This is a genomic window from Streptomyces sp. NPDC000594 (genome assembly GCF_040299965.1).
Taxonomy (GTDB): Bacteria; Actinomycetota; Actinomycetes; order Streptomycetales; family Streptomycetaceae; genus Streptomyces.
Window position 1 is genome coordinate 19,965 of sequence record NZ_JBEPCY010000014.1, and the last position, 23,188, is coordinate 43,152.

General features: G+C 70.1%; 9 protein-coding genes and 1 pseudogene. 7 read left to right on the forward strand and 3 right to left on the reverse strand.

Annotated elements, in window-relative coordinates; genetic code table 11:
* Window positions 1–18: 18 nt before the first annotated feature.
* Window positions 19–1,356: a class I SAM-dependent RNA methyltransferase gene (locus tag ABT354_RS20470; RefSeq protein WP_351495729.1), complete on the forward strand. Its 1,338-nt coding sequence runs from the start codon at window positions 19–21 to the stop codon at window positions 1,354–1,356.
* Here the strand turns inward: ABT354_RS20470 and ABT354_RS20475 are convergent.
* Window positions 1,242–1,781, reverse strand: coding sequence for a site-specific integrase (locus tag ABT354_RS20475; protein WP_351495731.1), 540 nt, complete (start codon window positions 1,779–1,781; stop codon window positions 1,242–1,244). The genes ABT354_RS20470 and ABT354_RS20475 overlap by 115 nt on opposite strands.
* Before the next feature lie 30 nt (window positions 1,782–1,811).
* Window positions 1,812–2,258 carry a site-specific integrase gene (locus tag ABT354_RS20480; RefSeq protein ID WP_351495733.1) on the reverse strand — a complete coding sequence of 149 codons (447 nt, stop codon included), beginning with the start codon at window positions 2,256–2,258 and terminating at the stop codon, window positions 1,812–1,814.
* 1,135 nt (window positions 2,259–3,393) lie between these two features.
* On the opposite strand from ABT354_RS20480, the gene ABT354_RS20485 reads away from it, so the two are divergent.
* The 3 genes from ABT354_RS20485 to ABT354_RS20495 all read left to right on the forward strand — a co-directional run bounded on the left by ABT354_RS20485 (window position 3,394) and on the right by ABT354_RS20495 (window position 16,948).
* The gene (locus ABT354_RS20485) at window positions 3,394–9,717 is read left to right on the forward strand and encodes a protein kinase domain-containing protein (protein ID WP_351495735.1); all 6,324 of its coding nucleotides are present in this window, start codon (window positions 3,394–3,396) and stop codon (window positions 9,715–9,717) included.
* Window positions 9,718–9,809: 92 nt separating this feature from the next.
* Window positions 9,810–12,770: a DEAD/DEAH box helicase gene (locus tag ABT354_RS20490; RefSeq protein ID WP_351495738.1), complete on the forward strand. Its 2,961-nt coding sequence runs from the start codon at window positions 9,810–9,812 to the stop codon at window positions 12,768–12,770.
* A complete protein-coding gene (locus tag ABT354_RS20495) occupies window positions 12,770–16,948 on the forward strand; it encodes an Eco57I restriction-modification methylase domain-containing protein (RefSeq protein ID WP_351495740.1) in 4,179 nt (1,392 codons plus the stop codon). The genes ABT354_RS20490 and ABT354_RS20495 overlap by 1 nt, the downstream gene beginning before the upstream one ends.
* A 58-nt stretch (window positions 16,949–17,006) precedes the next feature.
* On the opposite strand, the pseudogene ABT354_RS20500 reads toward ABT354_RS20495, so the two are convergent.
* Window positions 17,007–17,197, reverse strand: a pseudogene (locus ABT354_RS20500) (DUF397 domain-containing protein).
* 316 nt (window positions 17,198–17,513) lie between these two features.
* Here ABT354_RS20500 and ABT354_RS20505 point away from each other — a divergent pair.
* The 3 genes from ABT354_RS20505 to ABT354_RS20515 all read left to right on the forward strand — a co-directional run bounded on the left by ABT354_RS20505 (window position 17,514) and on the right by ABT354_RS20515 (window position 23,173).
* Window positions 17,514–19,745 (forward strand): hypothetical protein, encoded by a 2,232-nt coding sequence (locus ABT354_RS20505; RefSeq protein ID WP_351495742.1) that lies wholly within the window; start codon window positions 17,514–17,516, stop codon window positions 19,743–19,745.
* Between the two features lie 265 nt (window positions 19,746–20,010).
* Window positions 20,011–20,607, forward strand: coding sequence for a nucleotide exchange factor GrpE (gene grpE / locus ABT354_RS20510; RefSeq protein ID WP_351495744.1), 597 nt, complete (start codon window positions 20,011–20,013; stop codon window positions 20,605–20,607).
* Window positions 20,608–20,656: 49 nt separating this feature from the next.
* Window positions 20,657–23,173 (forward strand): Hsp70 family protein, encoded by a 2,517-nt coding sequence (locus ABT354_RS20515; RefSeq protein ID WP_351495746.1) that lies wholly within the window; start codon window positions 20,657–20,659, stop codon window positions 23,171–23,173.
* The last annotated feature ends 15 nt before the right edge of the window (window positions 23,174–23,188 follow it).

Sequence of the window (23,188 nt, forward strand, 5' to 3'; positions counted from 1 at the left end):
GTACGGAGTCACCCCACCATGCAGAACCCTTCCGCTTCGGCCCCGGTCTCCCTGGTCGGGGAGGAGTACGAGGTGACGGTGGGCCCCGTCGCCCATGGCGGGCACTGCATCGCCCGTACCGAGGACGGGCGGGTGCTCTTCGTCCGGCACACCCTGCCGGACGAGCGCGTGGTGGCACGAGTCACCGACGGTGACGAGGACTCCCGCTTTCTCCGCGCCGACGCGGTACGGGTGATCGAGGCGGCGAAGGACCGGATCGAGGCGCCCTGCCCGTTCTCGGGCCCCGGCCGCTGCGGTGGCTGCGACTGGCAGCATGTGAAGCCGGGTGCCCAGCGGCGGTTCAAGGGCGAGGTGATCGCCGAGCAGCTGGCCCGGCTGGCCGGGCTCACCCCCGAGCAGGCCGGCTGGGACGGCACCGTGGTGCCCGCCGAGGGCGACAAGCTGCCCGCGGGCGAGGTGCCCGCGTGGCGCACCCGGGTCCAGTACGCGGTCGACGCCGAGGGCCGGGCGGGGCTGCGCCGGCACCGCTCGCACGAGGTCGAGCCGGTGGACCACTGCATGATCGCCGCGCCGGGCGTCACCGAGCTGGGCGTGGAGCGGCGCTCCTGGCCGCAGATGGCCTCCGTGGAGGCCATCGCCGCCACCGGTTCCAGCGACCGCCAGATCGTGCTGACCCCCGCCCCGGGCGGCCGGCTCCCCCTGGTCGAGCTGGACCGGCCGGTCTCGGTCCTCCGCGTGGACGAGCGCGACGGCTCGGTCCACCGGGTCCACGGCCGCGCCTTCGTCCGCGAGCGCGCCGACGGCCGCACCTACCGCGTGGGCGCGGGCGGCTTCTGGCAGGTCCACCCCCAGGCGGCGGACACCCTGGTCAAGGCCGTGATGCAGGGCCTGATGCCGCGCAAGGGCGAGACCGCCCTCGACCTCTACTGCGGTGTCGGCCTCTTCGCGGGCGCCATCGCCGAACGCGTCGGCGACCAAGGCGCGGTCCTCGGCATCGAGTCCTCCAAGCGCGCCGTCGAGGACGCCCGCCACAACCTCCGCGACCTGGAGCGCGTCCGCATCGAACAGGGCAAGGTCGAGCAGGTGCTCCCCCGCACCCGGATCACCTCCACCGACCTGATCGTCCTCGACCCCCCGCGCGCCGGCGCCGGCAAGCGCACCGTCCAGCACCTCGCCTCCCTCGGCGCCCGCCGCATCGCCTACGTCGCCTGCGACCCGGCGGCCCTCGCCCGCGACCTCGCCTACTTCGCGGAGGCGGGGTACCGGCCGCGGAAGCTGCGGGCGTTCGACCTCTTCCCGATGACACACCACGTGGAGTGCGTGGCGATCCTGGAGCCGGTGAAGAAGGACGCCTGACCTGGGGTTTTGCCGATGCGCGTTGTGCGCGTTGTGGGCGTTACGGGCGATATCTTGACGCTGAAATGACGCTCGTTAATCATGGTCTGACGCCGCGCCGACCAGCGGATTTCCGTTACTGAGCGTTGACACCGACACTCGGGCACATCGCCTGCGGGCGCCCCCGCTGCGATGGGCGGACAGCGAACCGGCCCCTTCTTCCCGTCCGGAATGGGAAGAAGGGGTCGGTTCACGTTCTGCGCTCTACGCGGCGAGGGTGAGCGGGGTCTCAAGCCGCGCCCAGGCTCCGAGAACGGTCTTGTGGGCATCGGGCTGGAGGTCGGCGAGCGCTGGGTGGTCTGGAAGCTCTCGTGGCCGAGGAGGTGCTGGACCTCGTAGGGGGAGACGCCTCGTTGGACGAGCCAGGAGGCGCAAGTGTGGCGCATGGCGTGGGGCGGGTAGTGCGGTACGAGGCGCTAGTCGCCGTCGGCGTCAGCGTCGAAGCAATAGGCGTTATCGGCTGCGGGCCACCAGGTCTGGGTTCGCCAGTTACCGTCGTCGAGGAGCCTGCCGGCGCGCCCCTTGGTGATGGTGGTGAAGACCACGGCGTCACGTTCGAGGTGGCGGATGTGCCGTTCGAGGGCGTCCAGGACATGGGGTGGCAGGGGGACTTCGCGGCGGCTCTTGGAGCTTTTGGGGTACTCCTTGAGGCCGCTCTTGGTATTGACTTCGACGACGAAGAGGCGGGAGCGGCGGCGGTCGATGCTGCGGCAGGGGCTGACCGCGATGATGTCGTCGTCGACAGCCGCGCGCGTGATCGAGGACATCAGGTTGCAGGAACGCTGGATCGCCGAGGCCCCAGTTCCCTTCTCGATCAGAGCGCGTATCCAGCCCTGGACGTCAATGCGGGAGATGGCCCACATTTCCTAGTCCGCCCAGTACGGCGTGATGTGGTTTCTGATGCTGGAGGCGTCGCCGCGCAAGGTGTGCGGCTCGACCACTCGGATTGCACCACTTCTGGTGCCACTCGGCGAACTTCATCGGCCCGATATGGGGGTCGCGCAGGATCCCGCGACGGAGCTTGGCTTCCATCTCCAGACCCCAGGAGCGAGCCTTCCCTTTCAGGGGAAACGATTCGCTGAATCGCTCACCCGCGGTGTTTCGAACCGTGCACTGCCAATTTCCGGACTTCAACTTGCGGAGGTACGAGGGAATCCGCTCCTTGTCTGATCGTGGCGATGACGGCGAGTACCGGAGTCAGCGGCCGGGCAGTGGCCAGCCCGGCACCCCGGATCACGGTGCGGTGCTGCCCTGTCGTTCGTCACGGCTCCACCGCCAAGCAGGTCCGGACGAACACCGGTTTGGCGAATCGGTGATCGTCGGCTATAAATCCGCCGAGCGGGGTCCGCTCGTCGTGTCCCTCCGCTCCGAGGGATCGCGAGCAGCGTTAGATGTGGACAGATATACAGAAGGCACCTATTAGTGCTTTGTTAGGTGGTGTCGTGGGGCTGCCAGCCTCGATAGCGACCGACTTTCTCCGCTCCCCTGACGCCCTGCATGCCTAGGAGAAAATCTTCGAGGTGACCGGATGACTCCGGTGACGCTAGCACTTCAGCAACATTTACCCCTCGCTGTCCCTGTATTGCTCGAACAACAACTCACCGCGGCATCCGGGAACTCCCCCTGCCGCACTCATTCCCTCATCAGGCCGTGCAACTTTCTAGAGGCTGAAGGGTCAACTTCTGTATGCACCACCGCCTGCCGCGCCGGCACCGAGCCTCCCCCGTTCCCCCTACTGCGCATGACCGCCAAGGACTGGCGCTCCCGCCTGCACCCGGAGCGCCGCCTTGAGCACCGCTCCACCTACCGCCGCCTGCCGCAGCCACAACGAGTACCTGTTGACACGGTCAACACGCACTTCACAGTTCACACCCTCGCTCCTGGTGTACACTCCCCACTAGATACCTTCCACCACGACGCGAGTGACGGGGAGCAGCAGTGGCACTGGAGCAGGTCGGTGGACGTTTCCGGATTACCGGTGACCTGGGTCGCGGAAACATGGGCGAGGTGCATCGGGCCGTGGACCTGGAAGCCGCACCCGCTTCGCCTCAGTACGAGGTGGCACTCAAGACGGTGCTGCGCAACCGCACCGGCCTGCTGGTCGACGCTGCGGAGGGGAACAAGGAGACACAGCGCTTCCACCGCGAGGTGAAGATCATGCGCATGCTTTCCCAGGGTCACCCCAACCTCACCCATCTGATCGCAGGCGGTGTCGACGACGCACCGGGTGCCAGCGGTCTCCCTTATCTGGCAATGGAGTTGCTCGACGGCCACACCCTGGGCCTGCTTATGGATGAAGAGCCACAGCTCCCGGTCTCCTGGGTCGCCGCGATCGGCGCGCAGATCGCGTCCGGCCTCGCCGCCGCGCACACGGCTGGCGTCGTCCACCGCGATCTCAAGCCGGCCAACGCGATGCTGCTCCGCGACGGCACCGTGAAGATCCTCGACTTCGGCATGGGCTCGATCGTCGACGACCCCGACCAGACACGGCTGACCAGCACCGGAGTGAGCGTCGGCACGGCACGGTACATGGCGCCCGAGCAGTTCCGCGCCGAGCCGGTATCCGCCGCGGCCGATCTGTACGCGCTCGGCTGCGTCCTCTACGAGATGCTGATCGGCCGCCCCCCGTTCTCCGCGCGGACCGCCTACGAGCTGTCCGTGCAGCACCAGTACGACCCGCCGCCGCAGCTGACCATCGTCCGGCCCGACCTGCCGCAGGCCCTGGTGCGCCTGATCTCCCGGCTCCTGGAGAAGGAACCGGAGAACCGGCCGGAGAACGCCACCCTGATCCGCGAGGCCCTGATCCCGCACGCGCTCGCCCCCGACGCAACGGTCGACCTGCTCGCCCCGGAGTGGACGGCGATGGACCCGGTGGCCCGGCTCCGGACCGACCTGCCGCAGCCCGCAGCCGTGAAGCCGACCCCGGTACCGCGCCGCTCGCCCCGCCTGCCGGAGACCATGGACGTCTTCGGCATCCACAAGAACCTGATCGAGGAGTACGAGAGCTTCACGCGGAGCGCCACCGTCATCCGGGACGCCCGGATCGAGAACTTCGTCGAGGACGACCTGGCATCGAAGTCGCAGTGGCCCGACCCCTGGCTCTCGCTGAATCCGTTCTTCGCCGACGGCGGCCAGGTCACCGACCTGGTCAGGGACGGGCTGCTGCATCCCCGCTGTGCCGAGATCTTCCAAGCCGGCAAGAAGGAGGACGCCCGCCGTCCGGACGGTCGGCCTCTCACTTTCCACCGCCATCAGCGCGAGGCGATCGAGGCGGCCCAGCAAGGCGACTCGTACGTGCTCACCACCGGCACGGGTTCCGGCAAGTCGCTCTCCTACATCGTGCCGATCGTGAACCAGGTGCTGAAGGAGCGGGACACGGCCGCTCCGGGGGCTCCGCGACGGGTACGGGCGATCGTCGTCTACCCGATGAACGCGCTGGCCAATTCCCAGCTCAAGGAGTTGGAGAAGTACCTGCGGCACGGCTTCGGGGAGGGCCGCGAGCCGGTCACCTTCGCCCGGTACACGGGCCAGGAGGACGAAGAACGGCGCAAAAAGCTGCGCCGGAATCCGCCGGACATCCTGCTCACCAACTACGTGATGCTGGAGCTGATGCTCACCCGGCCGGACGACCGCGACGGTCTGATCCGTAACGCCGAAGGCCTGCAGTTCCTCGTCTTCGACGAGCTGCACACCTACCGGGGCCGGCAGGGCGCGGACGTCGCGCTGCTGATCCGCCGGGTCCGCGAGGCATGCCGTGCGGGGCAGAACCTGCAGTGCGTCGGCACCTCGGCGACCATGTCGACCGAGGGCACCTGGGAGGACCAGCGGCGGGAGGTCGCCCGGGTCGCGGGCCGGCTCTTCGGCACCACAGTGCTGCCCACGCGGGTGATAGGCGAGACTCTGGTCCGGGCCACCGATCAGCCCCCGGCTGCCGTTTCCCCCGAGCGGCTGCGGATGCCCGCGGCACCCCGCGCGTACGAGGCACTCACCCGGGACCCCCTCGCCCGCTGGGTGGAGTCCCGGTTCGGCCTTGAGGAGGAGCCGGATACCGGGCGGCTGCGCCGCTGTGCGCCGCGGACCATCGAGTCGGCCGCCGAGGAACTGTCCACCGGCTCCGGGATCCCCGCCGACCAGGTCCGGGAGGCGATCCGCGCCACCCTGGAGGCCGGTTCCCAGGCCAAGCACCCGGTGACCGAGCGGCCCCTCTTCGCCTTCCGCCTGCATCAGTTCCTCTCCAAGGGCGACACCGTGTACACGACCCTGGAGAACCCGCTCACCCGCCCGCTCACCCGCACCTTCCAGCTGGAACAGCCGGGCAGCGGCGGTATGCCGCTGTACCCGTTGTCGTTCTGCCGGGAGTGCGGTCAGGAGTACCTCACGGTGTGGCGCACCGAGGGCCGTGACGGTGTCTTCCGTTACGAGCCCCGGCGTGGCACCTCGGCCTCCGGCGGCCGCAAGGGCGAGGGCTGTCTGTATATCGGGGTGCCGGACGAGGACTACGTCTGGCCCGCCGATCCGCAGCGGGCCGTGGATGACCGGCGGATTCCGGAGTCCTGGCTGGAGCAGGACGCGAACGGTCTGACGGTGGTGAAGAAGACCTACCGGGAGCGGGTGCCCAGGCGCGTCGTCGTCGACTCTCTCGGCGCGGAGAGCGCGGGCGCGGAGGGCGGCGAGGGCCTGGAGGCCGCGTTCGTCCCGGCGCCGTTCCTGTTCTGTGTGCACTGCCAGGTGTCGTACGAGCAGACCCGCGGCCGTGACTTCGCCAAGCTGGCGACGCTCGACCAGGAGGGCCGCTCCTCCGCCACCTCCCTGATCTCGGCCTCCATCCTCAAGTCCCTGCGCGCGGTGCCGGAGAAGAGCCTGGACAAGGAGGCCCGCAAGCTCCTCACCTTCGTCGACAACCGTCAGGACGCCTCGCTGCAGGCGGGCCACTTCAACGACTTCGCTCAGGTGACTCAGTTGCGCGGGGCACTGTACGCGGCGGTCGTGCGCTCCGGTGAGGAGGGGGTGCGCCACGACGACCTGACGGCGGCAGTGACAGAGGTGATGGGCCTCGCCCCGCGCGAATACACCGGTGTTGCCGATCAGCCGCCGTCCATGGAGCGGCGGGCGACGAAGACCTTCCGGGACGTCGTCGGCTACCGCCTCTACCGCGACCTGGAGCGCGGCTGGCGGATCACCATGCCCAACCTGGAGCAGACGGGCCTGCTGCGCATCGACTACGAGGACCTGGAGTGGGTGGCCGCCCGCGCCGAGCGCTGGGAACAGGCGCACCCGGTGCTCCGTGAGATCGACGCGGAGCTGCGCGCCGAGCTGGCTCGCACCCTCCTGGACTACCTGCGCCGGGGCCTGGCCATCGATGTGCAGTACTTCCGGGACGACTTCGACGCACTGAAGGGCGCCAGCGAGGAGCGGCTGACCGGCGCCTGGGTCCTCAGCGACAGCGACAAGCCGAACGTCGGTACGGCCTACCCTTACGGTTCCAAGCCCGGTATGGAGCGCACCGCTCTGTTCCTCTCGCCGCGCGGCAAGTTCGGCAAGTATCTGCGCCGGAACGTCCCCGCGCTGCGCGAAGCCCCGCAGGACGATGTGCAGGGGGTGATCGAGACTCTGCTCACCGTGCTCCGCGACGCCGACCTGGTGCGCGAGGTGGAGGCGACCCCGGAGCGTTCGGGGCCGGCGTTCCGCCGACGTGCGGCGGAGAAGCGCACCGGGTACCGGGTGTCGGCCGCCGCGATCGTATGGCGGGCCGGAAATGGGGAGACGGGAGCGATCGACCCGCTGACCCGCACCTACAACCACGGCGAGGGACCGCGCGTCAATCCCTTCTTCCGCCATCTGTACCGTGACGCCGCAACCGAGCTGGCGGGGCTCTACGCGCGCGAGCACACCGCGCAGGTGCCGCCGGAGGACCGGCTGCTGCGCGAGGAGGAGTTCCGCACGGCCGAACTGCCGCTGCTCTACTGCTCACCGACGATGGAGCTGGGCGTCGACATCTCCTCGCTCAACGCGGTGATGATGCGCAACGTGCCGCCGACCCCGGCCAACTACGCCCAGCGTTCCGGCCGTGCGGGCCGTTCGGGGCAGCCGGCGCTGGTGACCACGTACTGCGCGACGGGCAACAGCCATGACCAGTACTACTTCCGCCGCTCGGAGGCGATGGTCTCCGGCCAGGTCGTGCCGCCCCGCCTCGATCTCGCCAACGAGGACCTGGTTCGCTCGCACGTCCAGAGCATCTGGCTGGCGGAGACCGAGATGAAGCTGGGTACGGCCGTACCTGACATCGTCGACGTGGCGTACGACCCGGAGAGCGGGGACCGGCCCGATCCCCGGATGGTGCTGCCGCTGCACACGCACATCCGTGACAGGTCGCTCGACGAGGGGGCCCGGCGCCGCGCGGTCACCGCCGCGCGCAACGTGCTCGCGCCGCTGATCTCGGACTTCCAGGACACGACCTGGTGGTACGACGAATGGATCGAGGACCGTATCGAGCGGGCCGCGGACAGGTTCGACAAGTCCTTCGACCGGTGGCGTGAGCTGTTCAGGGCCGCCGTGCTCGACCAGTACGAGCAGAACAAGCGGGTGGTGGACCACACGCTCAGCCAGGGCGAGCAGGGCCGCGCCCGCACCCGCCGCCGGGAGGCCGAGACGCAGACCAATCTGCTGCTCAACCGCTCAACCGACAACAAATCGGTGATGAGCGACTTCAACCCCTACCGCTATCTGGCCTCCGAAGGCTTCCTCCCCGGCTACAGCTTCCCGCGCCTGCCGCTGGCTGCGTACATCCCGCGTTCGGGCAACCGGCGCAACGCCGACGGTGACTTTCTCCAGCGGCCGCGGTTCCTGGCGATCCGCGAGTTCGGTCCGGGTGCGCTGATCTACCACGAGGGCGCCCGCTACCAGGTGACCCGGATCCAGCTGCCGCCGGACGCCTCCGGCGATCTCGCGACGGCGGAGGCACGCCGTTGCGACACCTGCGGTTACCACCACCCGGTCCGTCCCGGCCTCGACCGCTGCGCGATGTGCCGTACGGAGCTGACCGGAAAGCGCACCGGCCTGATCCATCTCCACACCGTGTACACCACCCCCCGCGAGCGGATCTCCTCCGACGAGGAGGAGCGGCGCCGGGCCGGTTTCCGACTGGAGACCTCGTACGCCTTCCAGGATCACGGGGTCCGCAAGGGCCGTCTCACCTCACAGGTGACGGACGGAGGAGGTGCCGCCGTCCTCACGCTCGACTACGGTGATTCGGCCACGGTCCGGATCACCAACCTGGGCCGGGTCCGCGACAAGGAGGACGTGCAGGACGGCTACTGGCTGGACCTGGGCGACGGCCGCTGGCTCAACGACCGGGCCGCTGCGGACGCCGTGGAGGGCACCGGGATGCCGGTGGTCGACGAGGACGGCAACGAGAAGCGCCGCCGGAAGCGCGTCCTGCCGTACGTGGAGGACCGGCGGAATATCCTGGTGACGACGCTGGACGAGCCGCTGCCGGAGCCGGTCGCGTTCTCCGTCCTGTACGCCCTGGAGCGCGGCATCGAAGCCGCCTTCGAGCTGGAGGACTCCGAGCTGACGGCCGAACTCCTGCCGCCGCCCGAGGGACCGCGCCGCCGGCTGCTCTTCACCGAGGCCGCGGAGGGCGGAGCCGGTGTGCTGCGCCGGCTGCGACAGGAGCGAGGGGCGCTGGCGAAGGCGGCCCGCGCCGCCCTGAAGATCTGCCACTTCGACCCGGACACCGGCGAGGACCTCGGCGGTCCCGAGGACGGCGAGGAATGCGCCCGCGGCTGCTATGCCTGTCTCCTGACGTACGGCAACCAGACCCACCACCGCCTGCTGAGCCGCCACGCGGCCCGCCCACTGCTGCTGCGCCTCGCGGGCTCGCAGACCGAACGCGAGGACCGGGGAGAGTCCAGGAGCGAGCAGTTCCACCGGCTGGCGGCACCCGCCGCGACCGGGTCCGGCGGCCCCGCCCCGACCAGCAGCGAGGGCTCCACCGCGCCCACTCCGCTGGAGGCCGACCTCGAAGCTCTGATCGCCTCGGGTGATCTCCTCGGCTGGCTGAAGGCCAAGGGCTACCGGCTGCCGGACGAGGTCGAGGTCCTGGTTCCGGAGGCCGCCGCCAAGCCGGATCTGGTTTTCCGTATGGACGGTGCCCATCTCGCGGTCTTCGTCGACCTTCCCGACCACGGCGCCGATTCCACCCGGGACCGCGAGGCCGGCTACCGCCTGGAGGAAGCCGGCTGGGACGTGCTGCGTTTCCGGGCCGGGTCGAACTGGGACGCCGTGGCGGACGACAACGCGACGTATTTCCACACCCGTTGACCGTGACGTACTCCCCTTCGAACCTTATGCTCACCGCCCCGGTCCCACCCCGACCACTCCACCCCGCCGACCCCGAAGGAACCGAGAGACCCATGAGCCCCACGTACACCGCCGGTTCGCTGGTGAACGCCCGCGGCCGGGAATGGGTGGTGCTTCCCGAGAGCGCCTCCGGCATGCTGGTACTGCGTCCGCTGGGCGGCGGCGAGGACGACGTCGCGGCGGTCTTTCCCGCCTTCGAGGAGGTGCGACCCGCCCAGTTCGCGGCGCCGAGCCCGTCCGACCTGGGTGACCAGCGGGCGGCCGGCCTGCTGCGGACCGCGCTGCGGATCGGTTTCCGTTCCGGGGCGGGGCCCTTCCGCGCGCTGGCGTCGATCGCCGTGGAGCCGCGCGCCTACCAGTTGGTGCCGCTGCTCATGGCGCTGCGGCAGCGGACCGTACGGCTACTGATCTCGGACGACGTCGGCATCGGCAAGACCGTCGAGGCCGGCCTGATCGTCAAGGAGCTCCTCGCGCAGGGTGAGGCGAGCCGCCTCGCGGTGCTCTGCTCCCCCTCGCTCGCCGAGCAGTGGCAGGGGGAGCTGCGGGAGAAGTTCGGCATCGACGCCGAACTGGTCCTCGCCTCCACCGTGTCGCGTCTGGAGCGCGGCCTGGAGCTGGGGCAGTCGCTCTTCGACCGGTACCCGTTCACGATCATCTCGACGGACTTCATCAAGTCGACCCGGCACCGCGAGGACTTCGTACGGCACTGTCCTGACCTGGTGGTGGTGGACGAGGCGCACACCTGCGTCGCGGCCGACGACGCGCAGGGCCCGGCCTCCTCGTCCACCAGTCAGCTCCGTTACGAACTGCTGCGGCGGGTCGCCGCCGACGAGGACCGGCATCTGCTGCTGCTCACGGCCACCCCGCACTCCGGCAAGGAATCCGCGTTCCGCAATCTGCTCGGTCTCGTCCGGCCGCATCTGGCCACGGTCGATCTGGAGAGCCCGGCGGGCCGGGCCCGTCTCGCCGAGCACTTCGTCGCCCGTAAGCGGGCCGACGTGCGCCAGTACCTCACCAAGGAGGACGGTCTCGCCGACGACTCCCTCGTCGAGCGGACAGCGTTCCCCTCCGACCGGTGGACCAAGGACGAGCCGTACAAGCTGACCCCCGCCTACCGGGCGCTGCTCGACGACGCGATCGCCTACGCCGCGGACCGGGTGGAGACCGCCGGTCGCCAGGGCAGGCGGGAGGCCCGGATCGCCTGGTGGTCGGTGATCGCGCTGCTCCGGTCGATGGTGTCCTCGCCCGCCGCCGCAGCCCGCACCCTGGAGACTCGTTCCGAGTCCGCCGCCGCCCGGACCGCCGGCGAGGCGGACGCCCTGGGCGCCCCGCTGACCCGTGACTCCTCGGACAGTGACCGGCTGGAGGGCATGGACGTCGCGCCGGGCGCGGCGGAGAGCGAGCAGGGCGATCCACGGCTGCGTGACCTCGCCGCGCGTGCCGCCGAGTTGTACGGCTCGGCGTCCGACGCCAAGCTCAAGGCGCTGACCGCGCATCTCAAGTCGCTGATCGCGGACGGCTACAGCCCGATTGTCTTCTGCCGCTACATTCCCACCGCCGAGTACCTGGCGACGCACCTGGAGAAGAAGCTGGGGGCGAAGACGCGGATCGCGGCCGTCACCGGCACGCTCTCCCCCCAGCAGCGTCTGGAGCGCATCGAGAGGCTGGCCGCCGAGGATGCCGACGACCCGGCAGTCCGCCGGGTCCTGATCGCCACCGACTGCCTCTCCGAGGGCGTCAACCTCCAGCACGCCTTCGACGCGGTGATCCACTATGACCTGGCGTGGAACCCGACCCGGCACGACCAGCGGGAGGGCCGCGTCGACCGGTACGGGCAGAAGCGCGACCAGGTCCGCGTGATCACCATGTTCGGCGAGGACAACGGCATCGACGGCAAGGTCCTCGAAGTCCTCTTCGCCAAGCACCGGCAGATCAAGAAGGACCTCGGCATCTCGGTCTCCGTCCCGGACGAGACGGCCTCGGGCGTCACCGACGCGGTGGTCGAATGGCTGCTCCTGCACGGCAGGCAGGGCACCCAGGAAGGACTCTTCGACCTCGACGGCCACCAGGAGTCCCTGGACCGGATGGAACGGGAGTGGAACTCGGCCGCCGAGCGCGAGCGGACCTCCCGGTCGAAGTACGCGCAGCGCGCCATCCACCCGGAGGAGGTGGCCCGCGAGGTCACCGCCGTACGGGCCGCGCTCGGCGGCTCCGAGGAGGTCCGCGACTTCGTCCTGGAGGCGCTGCGCGACCTGGACGCCCAGATTCGTGACCCCCGCGACGGCTCCGGCGACTTCGCCGCGCAGGTCGGCGGTACGCCGGCCGGTGTGCGCGACGGTCTCGCGGCGGTCCTCGGCGGACGGATCGTAGAGGAGGACCGGGAGATCCCGTTCCGCACCTCACCGGCGATCGGGCGCGGCGAGGCGGCCCTGGTCCGCACCGACCCGGCGGTCGGCGCGCTCGCCTCGTACGTCCTCGGCTCGGCCCTCGACGCGAACACTCCGGGCCCGCGCCCGGCCCGCCGCTGCGGCGTCGTCACCACGGACGCGGTCACCATCCGCACCACCTTGCTCCTGGTCCGCTACCGCTTCCACCTGACGCTGCCGTCCCGCACCGGGGAGCGGCAGATCGTCGCCGAGGACGCCCGGCTGCTCGCCTTCGAGGGCCTGCCGTCCCGGGCCCGCTGGCTCGACGACGACGCGGCCGCGGCGCTCCTCGGGGCACGGGCCGCCGCCAACACCCACGAACAGCTGGCCCGCAACCAGATCACCCGCACCCTGGACGGACTCCCCGAACTGTCCGGTCACATCACCGAGTACGGTGTCGCCCTCGCCGCCGACCTCGACGCCTCGCACCGCCGGGTACGGAAGGCCGACACCAGCGACCGTGCCGAGATCGTCCGCGGCCTGAAGATCGTCCCGCAGGAGCCCGCCGACGTCCTCGGTGTGTACGTATATCTGCCGCAGCAGCCCGCCGCCGTATCCGCCCCTCTCGTGACCGGAGCCGAAGCCTGATGTCCGCCGCCACCCGCACCGCACCGGCCTTCACCGCCGTCACCACCGTCGGCGGACTGCTCCCCGGCGACATCCTCCTCCGCATCGCCGAGGCACGGAACCTGCCGGGCACCAAGTCCGCCGATTACGGGCTGCCGGGCTCGGTCACCGTCCGCGACGAGGCCGAACGCGCCTGGGAGTACCTCAAGCCGCTCTGGCGCGAACTGCGCGCCGCGCTGCCCGCCGATCCGGAGACCGGTGCGCCCGCCGCCGACCCGACGGGCCGGGCCTCCTCCGACTGGCTCTCCCAGCTCTTCCGCAAGCTGGACTTCGGGACACTGACGGAGGTCGGCCCGGACGGAATCCGCGCCGACTCCGATACGGAGACCAGGTTCCGGATCTCGCACCGCCACGGGCCCGCGCTGCTCCACCTGATCCCCTGGAACCAGGAGCCGGACAAGCGGCCGGCGCCCGGGCAGATGCCGCCGCAGTCCCTCGTCCAGGACTGCCTCAACCGAACCGAGGCCCACCTGTGGGCGGTCCTCACCAACGGTCGGACACTGCGACTCCTGCGCGACTCGTCGTCGTTCGCGACAGCCGCGTATGTCGAGTTCGACCTGGAGGCGATCTTCGACGGTGAGCTGTTCAGCGAGTTCGTGCTGTTGTACTGCGTGCTGCACGCGTCGCGGTTCGAGGTGGCAGAGGGGGCGGCGCCGTCCGGGTGCTGGCTGGAGAAATGGCGGACAGTCGCCATCGAGTCCGGCAGCAGGGCGCTCGACCACTTCCGCGACGGAGTCCAGGCCGCCCTCACCGTCCTCGGTACCGGCTTCCTGAGCCACCCGCACAACCGACAGCTGCGCGAGGAGCTGGACGTCCACGCCTTCCAGACGTCACTCCTGCGCCTCGCCTACCGCATGATCTTCCTCTTCGTCACCGAGGACCGGGGTGCGCTGCTCGATCCCGACGCGGACAAGCAGACGCAGGACCGTTACGCCCGCTACTTCTCGACGGCCCGTCTGCGCCGTCACGCCCTGCGCCGGCTCGGCACCGCCCACGACGACCAGTACCGCGTCCTGGAGCTGCTGATCGAGGCGCTCGGCTCCGAGCATGGCCGCCCCGAGCTGGGCCTGAAAGGCCTCGGCGGCCTTTTCAACGACACCTCCGCCGACAAGCCGCTGCACGGCGTCCGACTGTCCAACCGCCACCTCTTCGAGGCGGTCAAGCACCTGGCCCGGGTACGGGACGTCGGCTCCCACCGCTGGCGCCCAGTCGACTACCTGCACATGGGCTCCGAGGAACTCGGCTCGGTCTACGAGGCACTGCTCGAACTGGTGCCGAAGCACAGCGTCACCAACCGCACCTTCGAACTGGTCGACCGTATCGGCAACGACCGTAAGAAGACCGGCAGTTACTACACCCCGTCAGCGCTCACCGAGACCCTCCTCGACTCCACGCTCACCCCGGTGATCGACGACGCCGTCAAGCGCGGCGAGCAGCGCGCGAGCGCCGAGGGCCGCCCGGACCCCGCCGACACCATCGTCGAGGAGCTCCTCTCTCTCACCGTCTGCGACCCGGCCTGCGGCTCCGGACACTTCCTGGTGGGAGCTGCCCGCCGCATCGCCAAGCGGGTGGCGGCCGTCCGCGAACGCAACCCTGAGCCCACCACGGACGCTGTACGACATGCCCTGCACGAGGTTGTCGCCCGCTGCGTGTACGGCGTCGACCTAAACCCGATGGCGGTCGAACTCGCCAAGGTCTCGCTGTGGTTGGAGGCCATGGAGCCGGGCCGACCGCTCAGCTTCCTCGACTCCCGGATCAAGCACGGCAACGGCCTGATCGGGGCGACGCCTTCCCTGATGCGGGACGGCATCCCGGACAAGGCCTTCAAGAAGACCGAGGGCGACGACGAGAAGTGGGCGCGCCAGCTCCTCGCCCGCAACACGGAGGAACGCCGGGGCCAGGGCGGCCTGTTCGAGATCGAGACGGAGACCAAGGTCGCGAATGCCGCCTTCGCGAGCGGCCTGCGCCGGATCACCTCCGCCCCGGCGGACGATCTCGCGGACATCCGCCGCAAGGAGGCCGCCTACCGCGACTGGTCGACATCGACCGAGTACCTGCGCGCGCTGCACGTGGCGGACGCGTGGTGCGCGGCCTTCGTCTGGGTCAAGCACGAGGACTCGCCGCCGGCCGTCACCCACAAGGTGTTCCGGGCCCTGGAGGACCCGAAGGCCGACGCCGCGCCGAAGTCGACGCACGACGAAATCGTCCGGCTGCGGGAGCAGTACACGTTCTTCCACTGGCATCTGGAGTTCCCGGAGGTCTTCGACGTCCCGGAGGAGGGCGAGGCATCGGCGGGGGCGGGGGCGGTCGACCCGGCCACGGGGTGGGGCGGTGGGTTCTCGTGTGTGGTGGGGAACCCGCCGTGGGACAAGGTCGACTTCGAGGACAAGAAGTACTTCAGCGTGGTCGCGCCCGAGATCGCGGAGATCTCCGGGACGGCTCGGCGTACGCGGATCGCCGAGTGGGAGCAGGAGCATCCTGAGGCGGGGAAGCGGTACCGGGAGGCGCGGCGGGCGGTCAAGGGACTCTTCCACTTCGCGGGGGACTCGCAGGTGTTCCCGCTGTGCGCGAAGGGGTTGACAGTCAAGGGGGTCACCATGCTCCAGACGGACACGTTGTTCGCCGAGCGGATGGCCGAGGTTACGACCGCGAAGGGCCGGTTCGGGCTTATCCTCCAGTCAGCCGTCGCGACGGGCGCTGGCTCTCAGCACCTGTTCGCGGACTTCACCCGGCGCGGGGCTTTGGCTTCGCTGTACGACTTCGAGAACCGGCGTCCGAAGTGCCCTGCACTACCGCACGGCGGTAAGTGGTTCGAGGGCGTGGACTCCCGCATCAAGTTCTGTCTGCTCTCCCTCACCGGCCGGGCCACCCACGCGGACGCCAGTCGCATCGGCTTCTTCCTGGCCGAGATCGCGGACCTAGAGGACCCGAGCCGTGTCTTCGCCCTGGACCCGGAGGATCTGGCCCGCATCAACCCGAACACGGGCACGCTCCCGGTCTTCCGTACACAACGCGACGCAGACATCACGGCTGGTGTGTACCGGCGCGTGCCGGTGCTGTGGAACGAGGGCCACCGGGACGGCAACCCATGGGACATGGCTTTCAAGGCGACCTTCTTCCATATGACCGACGACTCCGACCTCTTTCGCAGCCGCGAGCGGCTGGAGGCCGAGGGCTGGGAGCTCAGGGGGAATGTCTTCGAGCGGGGCGGGGAGCGGATGCTGCCCTTGTACGAGGGCAAGATGGCGCACCTCTACGACCATCGCTGGAACGCTTACACCGGAACCGGCAACGAGGACCGCCGCCGTATCAGCGGCACGGAGAAGGCGGACCCGGCCGCCTGCGCCGACCCCCGCTACTGGATCCTTGACGACGGGCCGATTCCCACCGTCCGCCGTGACAAGGAAAGCGAGGAACGCGGCGTTGGCGAACGTCTCGCGGAATTGCACTGGACTCACGACTGGCTCCTTGGCTGGCGCGACGTATGCCGCACGACGGATGAGCGCACCGCCATTCCCGCTTTTCTCCCTCGTGCCGCCGTCGGCCACACCTACCCGCTGATGCTCCCGCGCGTCGCCCCCCCGCTTGCCGCCGCCCTCGTCGCCACCCAGTCCTCCCTGGTCTTCGACTACGTAAGCCGTCAGAAGATCAGCGACGCCCACATGAAACTCTTCATCTGGAAGCAGCTCCCCGTACCCGCCCCCACCGCCCTCGAACCCCACCTCCTCTTCCTTCTCCCCCGTGTCCTCGAACTCGTCTACACGGCCTACGACATGACCCCACTCGCCCGCGACCTGGGAGACGAGCGCGAGCCCTTCCGCTGGGGCGAGGACCGCCGCGCCCAGCTCCGCGCCGAGCTGGACGCCTATTTCTTCCACCTCTACGGGATCTCCCGCGACGACACTGACTACGTCCTGGAGACCTTCCAGTCCCCGACCGGCGGCCTCAAGAACAACGAGATCGCCAAGTTCGGCGAGTACCGCACCAAGCGTCTGGTTCTCGCCGAGTACGACCGCATGGCCGCCGCCGGTCTCACCCTGGAGACCCCGCTCGACGAGAGCGAATCCGGCACGTACAGGTCCACCCTCACCCCACCCCCGGGACAGGGCCCGCGTCACCCGGCCCGCCAGGACGACTGACGTCCGGACAACGCGAGGGGCGCCGCCCGCTACCCAGTAGGCGGCGCCCCTCGGCGTATCAGCGCTCCGCCGCGAACCGCACGAGCTGCCCCCACCCGTCGTGACCGACGGCGAAGGCCGAACGCGCCACATCCCCGGAGTCTCTTACGTGAACGGCCGCGTCTACGATGGCCACCTCCACGCAGCTGTCACCTGACTACCGCTGTAGCTGGACTTGAACCAGTCCGGTTCAGCCGTTCCGCTCGTCATAGCCCTGGCAGCTACCCTCCACCCGTCGCGGCGCACGTCTCGCCCGCCCCCTCGCCGTCACCGGACTCCACGCTCCGACGCCCGCGGCGACCGCCTCCCCGAACCGCCGGCGAAGCCCCCGACCTCTCCACCGGCAGCCGGAGCCTGACCCTCGTCACCCTCCTCGCCGACCACCGGGAGAGGGTGCCACGCCCACCGAGCAGCAAGACCGTACAAGTAGAACTGGCCATATTGTCCGGTATCTAACGGTCCGTTGACTGAGCCAACAGACGCCACATAGGGTCAACCACGCACCACGTGCACATGGGGGACCTGCTTGAACGCCACCGACGCCACCCGCATACTCCGTCAGGCCGAACACGCCTACAGCACGGGTAATTTCGCGCGCACGCTCAACTTGCTGGACCGGATCTCCGCAGACCGTCCCGGCCTCCCCGTGGACGACCGCGCCTCCTACAACGCACTGCGCGCCCTGCTCGCCGAACGCGCGGGCAACTGGCCCGAGGCGGTCCACCGCTGGCTCGCGGTGTTCGGCGCCACTCCGCCCGCGAGCGGTGAGGACCAGCCCTGCGACCTCGGCTGCGACTGCGACGTCCGCACCGTGCTCGACGCTCCGGACGCCACGTCCGGCGAGGCCCCTTGCCTCTGCTGCCCGGCACACACGCTGTGGCGCCTGGTGTGGCAGGCGGCCCGCCAGGGTGCGATCGGCGAGGTCCTCGACGCCGTCCCCGACCCGTCCGGAAACCGCCGCACCGCTGTGCTGCACGCGCTCGCGGTCGGCACGCTGAGGTCGCTCGCCCAGAGCGAGAAGGCCGATCCGGCTCATGCGGTCTTCGCCATCGCCGTCTGGCACCTGCTGCTCGACGACGAGGACCCGCTCCGCTTCGAAGACATGGTGACCGCCCGGCGCGGCGCTCCCCTCAGCGCCGAGGACTGGCGGTCCGCATGCGACACCCTGACGAACCGGATCCGTACGGCATTCCGTTCGGCCGACGAAGCCGACGGCCGCGACATCCTCGACGCCTGGGAAACCGTCTGGAAGATCGAGGAGTACGAGTACAGCGGCGAACTCGTCCGCGGCGAACGCGCCTATCTCCGGACCGAGGAATGCTTCGGCCGATGCGACGATTACCAGCTCGACATCTGGGACGAGGACCCCTTCGGCGATCTCGGCTGCCGGTGCGACGTCGACACCTGGCAGCCACCTACCCCCGACACCACTCCCCCGTGCCTGGGGCTGCTGCTCGGAGGCCGGCCCTGGACCGGCTCCCCCGTCACCGTGGACACCGCCATCGAGCAACTGGAGGCATGCGGTGAAGACCGCGCCCTGCTCGCCGCCTACACCCGCCGTCACGGTGAACCCGCCACCTGGCAGGCGGACTCCGACACCCACCGGGCCTGCGCACCGTTCCTCGCCAACGCCCTGGCCACCAGGGCTCGCGAGCAGTTCACGAAGGGCGACTGGCAGAGCACCCTCACCGACCTCACCTCGGCCGCCAACCTCGGCTTCGTACTCGACCGGCACCACCACGAGATGGCCCGCAAAGCCGGACTGAGCGCCGGCCGGAACGGCAACGGCTACCAGCGGGCCACGCTCGTCCAGCGCATCCTCTGGCTGGAGTCCGCGCACGCGCTCGCTCCTACTGACACCGCGCTTGCCAAGGAGCTGGCAGCCGCCCTGGTCCGGCGCGGCACTGAGGCGCTGAGGACGAAGGACAGGGATCAGGGCCGTGCCCGCTTCCAGCGGGCGCTGTGCGTACATCCCGGCGATCCCGTGGCACAGGCCGCGCTGGACGCACTGGATCTCGCCGACATCGCTTCCGCAGTCACGGGAAACAGGCCGGGCAAGCAACCCGGCCTGCAACGGGTCGGGGAACTTCTGCGCCGCGGGTTCCCTGCGGAGAGCCCAGCCGAGGATCTGCACGAGGTGCACTCCTGGTACTGCGACCGGATGATCGAACGGGCCGCGCGGAAGACGCTCGACGGGAAGAAGAGCGAGGCCCGTCGGGTCCTGCGGCAACTGGCGGAGATCCGGCCCTCCGAGGACGAGTGGGGAGAACTGACCGACGACGGTGACATCGCCCGCCTCCTTCAGGACGCAGCCGTCCGGCAGCTCGGAACACAGTCCGGCGACTACCCCCGGCAGGTCCCCCTGCTGCTCTCCGCCGCCGCGTCCTTCGCGCAGGTCACCGGCGAGAGGAAGGAGTGGCAGGCGCTGGAGACCGTCCTGCCGTTCGCCGCCGAACTGGTCGACACAGGACATTTCTCCGAGCTGATCACCCTCCAGGGCGGGCTGCTGATCACCCCGCGCCGCTCCGCGGAGTACGACCAGCTCGTCGCCGTCGCGTATCACCGGCGTGCCCGCGACCGCCGTGCCGACGGCGACCCCGCCGGTGCCGTACGCGATGAACGCGCCGCGTCCGCGCTGGGGTTGAAGACCGGCCAGCAGACCTCCCTGCCGCTCAACCCGGTTGTGTTCCCAAGCCTCTTCGACTCATCTGAAACACCGGACCCGGACGACCCGCCATACATCCAGGAGACCCTGTGACCGCGCACTCCCGCACACAGATGCCCTTCTTCGGCCCCACCGTGTTCGAACTCCTTCCGCGTGCAGCGCCGGGCATCGGTCAGGGGGACCTCGCAAAGCAGGTGGCCGCGGAGACCTCCCGGGCCCGCCGCGACCGGAACCCGGACCGCGAGCGCGCCCTGAGGGCCGCCCACGACGCGGCCCTCACCCCGGGCGACGCACTCGTCAGTGAACTACTCACACCACCCCTCCCTCCGTCCGCAGCTCCGAAAGGCCCCGCACCCCAGTGACCACTACCCCGCCCGGCACCGACGAGCTGCGCAAGCTTCGCGTCCGCGTCGCGGCCCTCTCCCGCAAACGCGAGGAGGCTGTGACCCAACTGACCGCTCTCCTCAGCGCGTTGCTGCCACTCGACGATCTCCTCGCCGACACAGCGAACCGGTCCGAGCAGTTCGACCGCTCCGGGGGAGGCCGTACTGGACAGCTCGCAGTCGCCGTGCGACAGCAGACGGAAGCCGCTCATCGGATGCTCCGGGCCGAGCTCGCCCGCCATGGCGTACACCCCATGGACCTGGTCGGAAAGATCCCCGACCCGGTGGAGGCACGGGCGACGGGCGTCGAGCCGCATCCGACCGCCCCCGGGGGAACCGTCCTGCGGGAGACCGTCACCGGCTTCCGCCACGGGACCGACTGCCTGCGCCGTGCCGATGTCGTCCTCGCCGTACCCGGACCCGCGCCCGCCGCCGCCGAACAGGCGACACCCGCCGGGCCCTCCGGCGGCGGACCCACGCGGGAGCGCCGCAACCAGCCGCGCCGCACCAGCCGCTCCCGGCGCCGGCAGTCGCTGCCGCTGCCCCGCAAGCCTTCCAAGCGCCACCGCTGAACCCATCCCACGCCGCCCGCTCCCGTCCCCGCCACCCGAAGGGCACGTCATGCCGTACCGCACACTCGGAATCGATCTCGGCACCACCAACTCCGTCACCGTCTGGATGGACGGCGGCGTTCCGGTGGTCCTCCCCAACCGCCACGGCGAGCAGGCCACCGTGTCCGCCGTCGGTACCGGCGCCGACGGGTCCCTCCTGGTGGGCAGCGAGGCGCTCGGCGTGCGCGACCACCTGCCCGGCTCCGTGATCACCGAGGTGAAGCGGCTGATCGGCCGCCGCCATGCCGACGCCGATGTACAGCGGCTGCTCGACGAGCGGCCCGCGGACGCGCCGCCGGTACGGGAGTCCACGGACGGCGGGGTCGAGATCCGGCTCGGCGCCCACTGGCTGACGCCCGTACAGATCTCGGCGATCCTGCTGCGGCGACTGCGCACGGACGCCGAGAACACCGCCGGCGAACCCTTCCCGCGCGCGGTGATCACCGTCCCGGCGTACTTCACGGAACCGCAGTACGCGGCGGTGCGGGAAGCCGGGGAGCTCGCGGGCTTCACCGTCGCACGGATCCTGCCCGAACCGACCGCGGCGGCCCACGCCTTCGGGGTGGAGCGCCTCGTCGAGGTCGAGGAGGACGACATGTGCTCGGTACTCGTGTACGACCTCGGCGGCGGTACCTTCGATGTATCCCTGCTGATCATCGGGTCGGGGTACTTCAAGGTGTACAAGCTCGGCGGGGACAAGTCTCTCGGCGGGGCCGACTTCGACTCCGCGCTGTGTCGGATGCTCACCGAGAAGCGCCTCGGCGGCCGTGACCTCTCCGGGACCGGCGACGCGGCACGGATCCGCGCCGCCGCGGAACGCACCAAGATCGAACTCTCGGATGTCACCGCAGCGGAGATCATCCTCGCGCCGCTCGGACAGAACGGCGGCTCCTGGACGGGAAAGATCACCCGCGACGACTTCGAGGAGCTGATCGGCGCCGAGATCGACCGCACCCTGGAGCTCACCCGCGGCGTGTTGCGCGACGCGTCGAGGACGGCCGAGGACATCGACAAGGTCCTGCTCGTCGGCGGCTCGACCCGTATCCCGCTGGTCCGCCGCCGCCTGGCCGAACTGTTCGGCGAGGAGAAGGTGCACAGCGGAATCGACCCCATGTCCGCCGTCGCGCTGGGCGCCGGCATCGAGGCCGGGCTCGCGTCCGGGCTCGCCTGCCCCTCCGAGCCGTGCCTGACCACCGGGATCCCGCTCACCGAGAGCGCCTGCCCCGACTGCGGCGCCTCTCTGCGCGGGACGGCGACGGTCGACTGCACCGGCTGCCATGTGCCCGCCGCCGAGGGGACCATGAGCTGTCCGGTCTGTGCCGACGACCTCTCCGAGCTGCGGGCGGCCGCCCCCGTCGCCTCCCGCGCTTCGTGCCCACACTGCGGCGAGCAGAACTCCACCTCATCCACCATGTGCCAGCTCTGCGACGAGCCGCTGGACGCGGGCGGACTGAAGTGCCCCAACCCCAAGTGCCAGATGGTCAATGCCACTGGTCTGACCGCGTGTTCGGCCTGTGACGCGCTTTTCCAGACCGACCAGCCGGAGCAGGTCACCGCCCAGAACCTGGGCCTCGCCCTCAATGACGGCACCGTCGCGGTCGTCTTTCCCGCCGGAACGACGTACCCGACCACCTGGCGGAACATCGAGGACCTTCAGGTCCGGCCGGATGGCGCCACCGCGCTGACCTTCCGGTTCATCGAGGGGCCGCACGAGAAGTCCCATGAACGCAACGAGTTCTGCGGGCAGCACACGCAGCTCCTCAGCATGGGCTCCGGCAGCGCAGAGCGGCTGGAGCTTCGGGCACGGATCGACGAGAACCGCACCCTGCACCTCGCCTACCGAGTCGGCGACAGGGAGGAACAGGGAGTGCGGCTGCGCCGCAGCGCCGTCTCCGACGGAATCGGCCGCGATGCCGCTCACTTGCTGGAGAAGATCCGTACCCATGTCTCCGACTTCGGTGACGAACTCAAGGCCGCGGAGCGCGACGCCTTCACGGAACTGGCAGAACAGCTCACCGCGATCGTGCGCGGTGAACCCCTCTGCCGGTCCCTCGACGGATTCCTCGACGAAGCTCGCGACACGGTGGAGACGTGCCGGGACGCCCGCGGCTGGTCGGCCAACGCGTCCATAGCCGCACGCCGGGGCCGGGAGCTGGGCCTCGGCGCGCGGGCCGAAGAGCTGGCCGACGCACGGCGCGCCTTGGACGCGGCACGTGAACGGCACAATCTGCCCGCGCTGCGCGCAGCGACGGAGCACGCCCGCAGCCTGTGGCGGCAGCTCGACATCACCACCTGGCGGTCCATGCTCGCCGCTCACGATGCCGAGCTCGGCCGTTTCCCGGAGTCCGTACGCCGTCCCGTCCTGACTGCCTGGGACGACCTGCGCGCCGCGGTCTCTCGCGGCGACTACGCCGCCCAGGACGCCCTGCACGTGAAACTGAACGAGCTCGCCGGTCACTCGCAGGCACCCACCGCGGCGGCGCGCAACCAGCGGGACAGCGCCCAGGTGTTCCCCGAGCGCCGGTAGCCGAACGGGGCGTGG

Coding starts and splice junctions, on each gene's coding strand:
- ABT354_RS20470 (WP_351495729.1), top strand. CDS start 19: ATGCAGAACCCTTCCGCTTCGGCCCCGGTCTCCCTGGTCGGGGAGGAG.
- ABT354_RS20475 (WP_351495731.1), bottom strand. CDS start 1,781: ATGCGCCACACTTGCGCCTCCTGGCTCGTCCAACGAGGCGTCTCCCCC.
- ABT354_RS20480 (WP_351495733.1), bottom strand. CDS start 2,258: ATGTGGGCCATCTCCCGCATTGACGTCCAGGGCTGGATACGCGCTCTG.
- ABT354_RS20485 (WP_351495735.1), top strand. CDS start 3,394: ATGGGCGAGGTGCATCGGGCCGTGGACCTGGAAGCCGCACCCGCTTCG.
- ABT354_RS20490 (WP_351495738.1), top strand. CDS start 9,810: ATGAGCCCCACGTACACCGCCGGTTCGCTGGTGAACGCCCGCGGCCGG.
- ABT354_RS20495 (WP_351495740.1), top strand. CDS start 12,770: ATGTCCGCCGCCACCCGCACCGCACCGGCCTTCACCGCCGTCACCACC.
- ABT354_RS20515 (WP_351495746.1), top strand. CDS start 20,657: ATGCCGTACCGCACACTCGGAATCGATCTCGGCACCACCAACTCCGTC.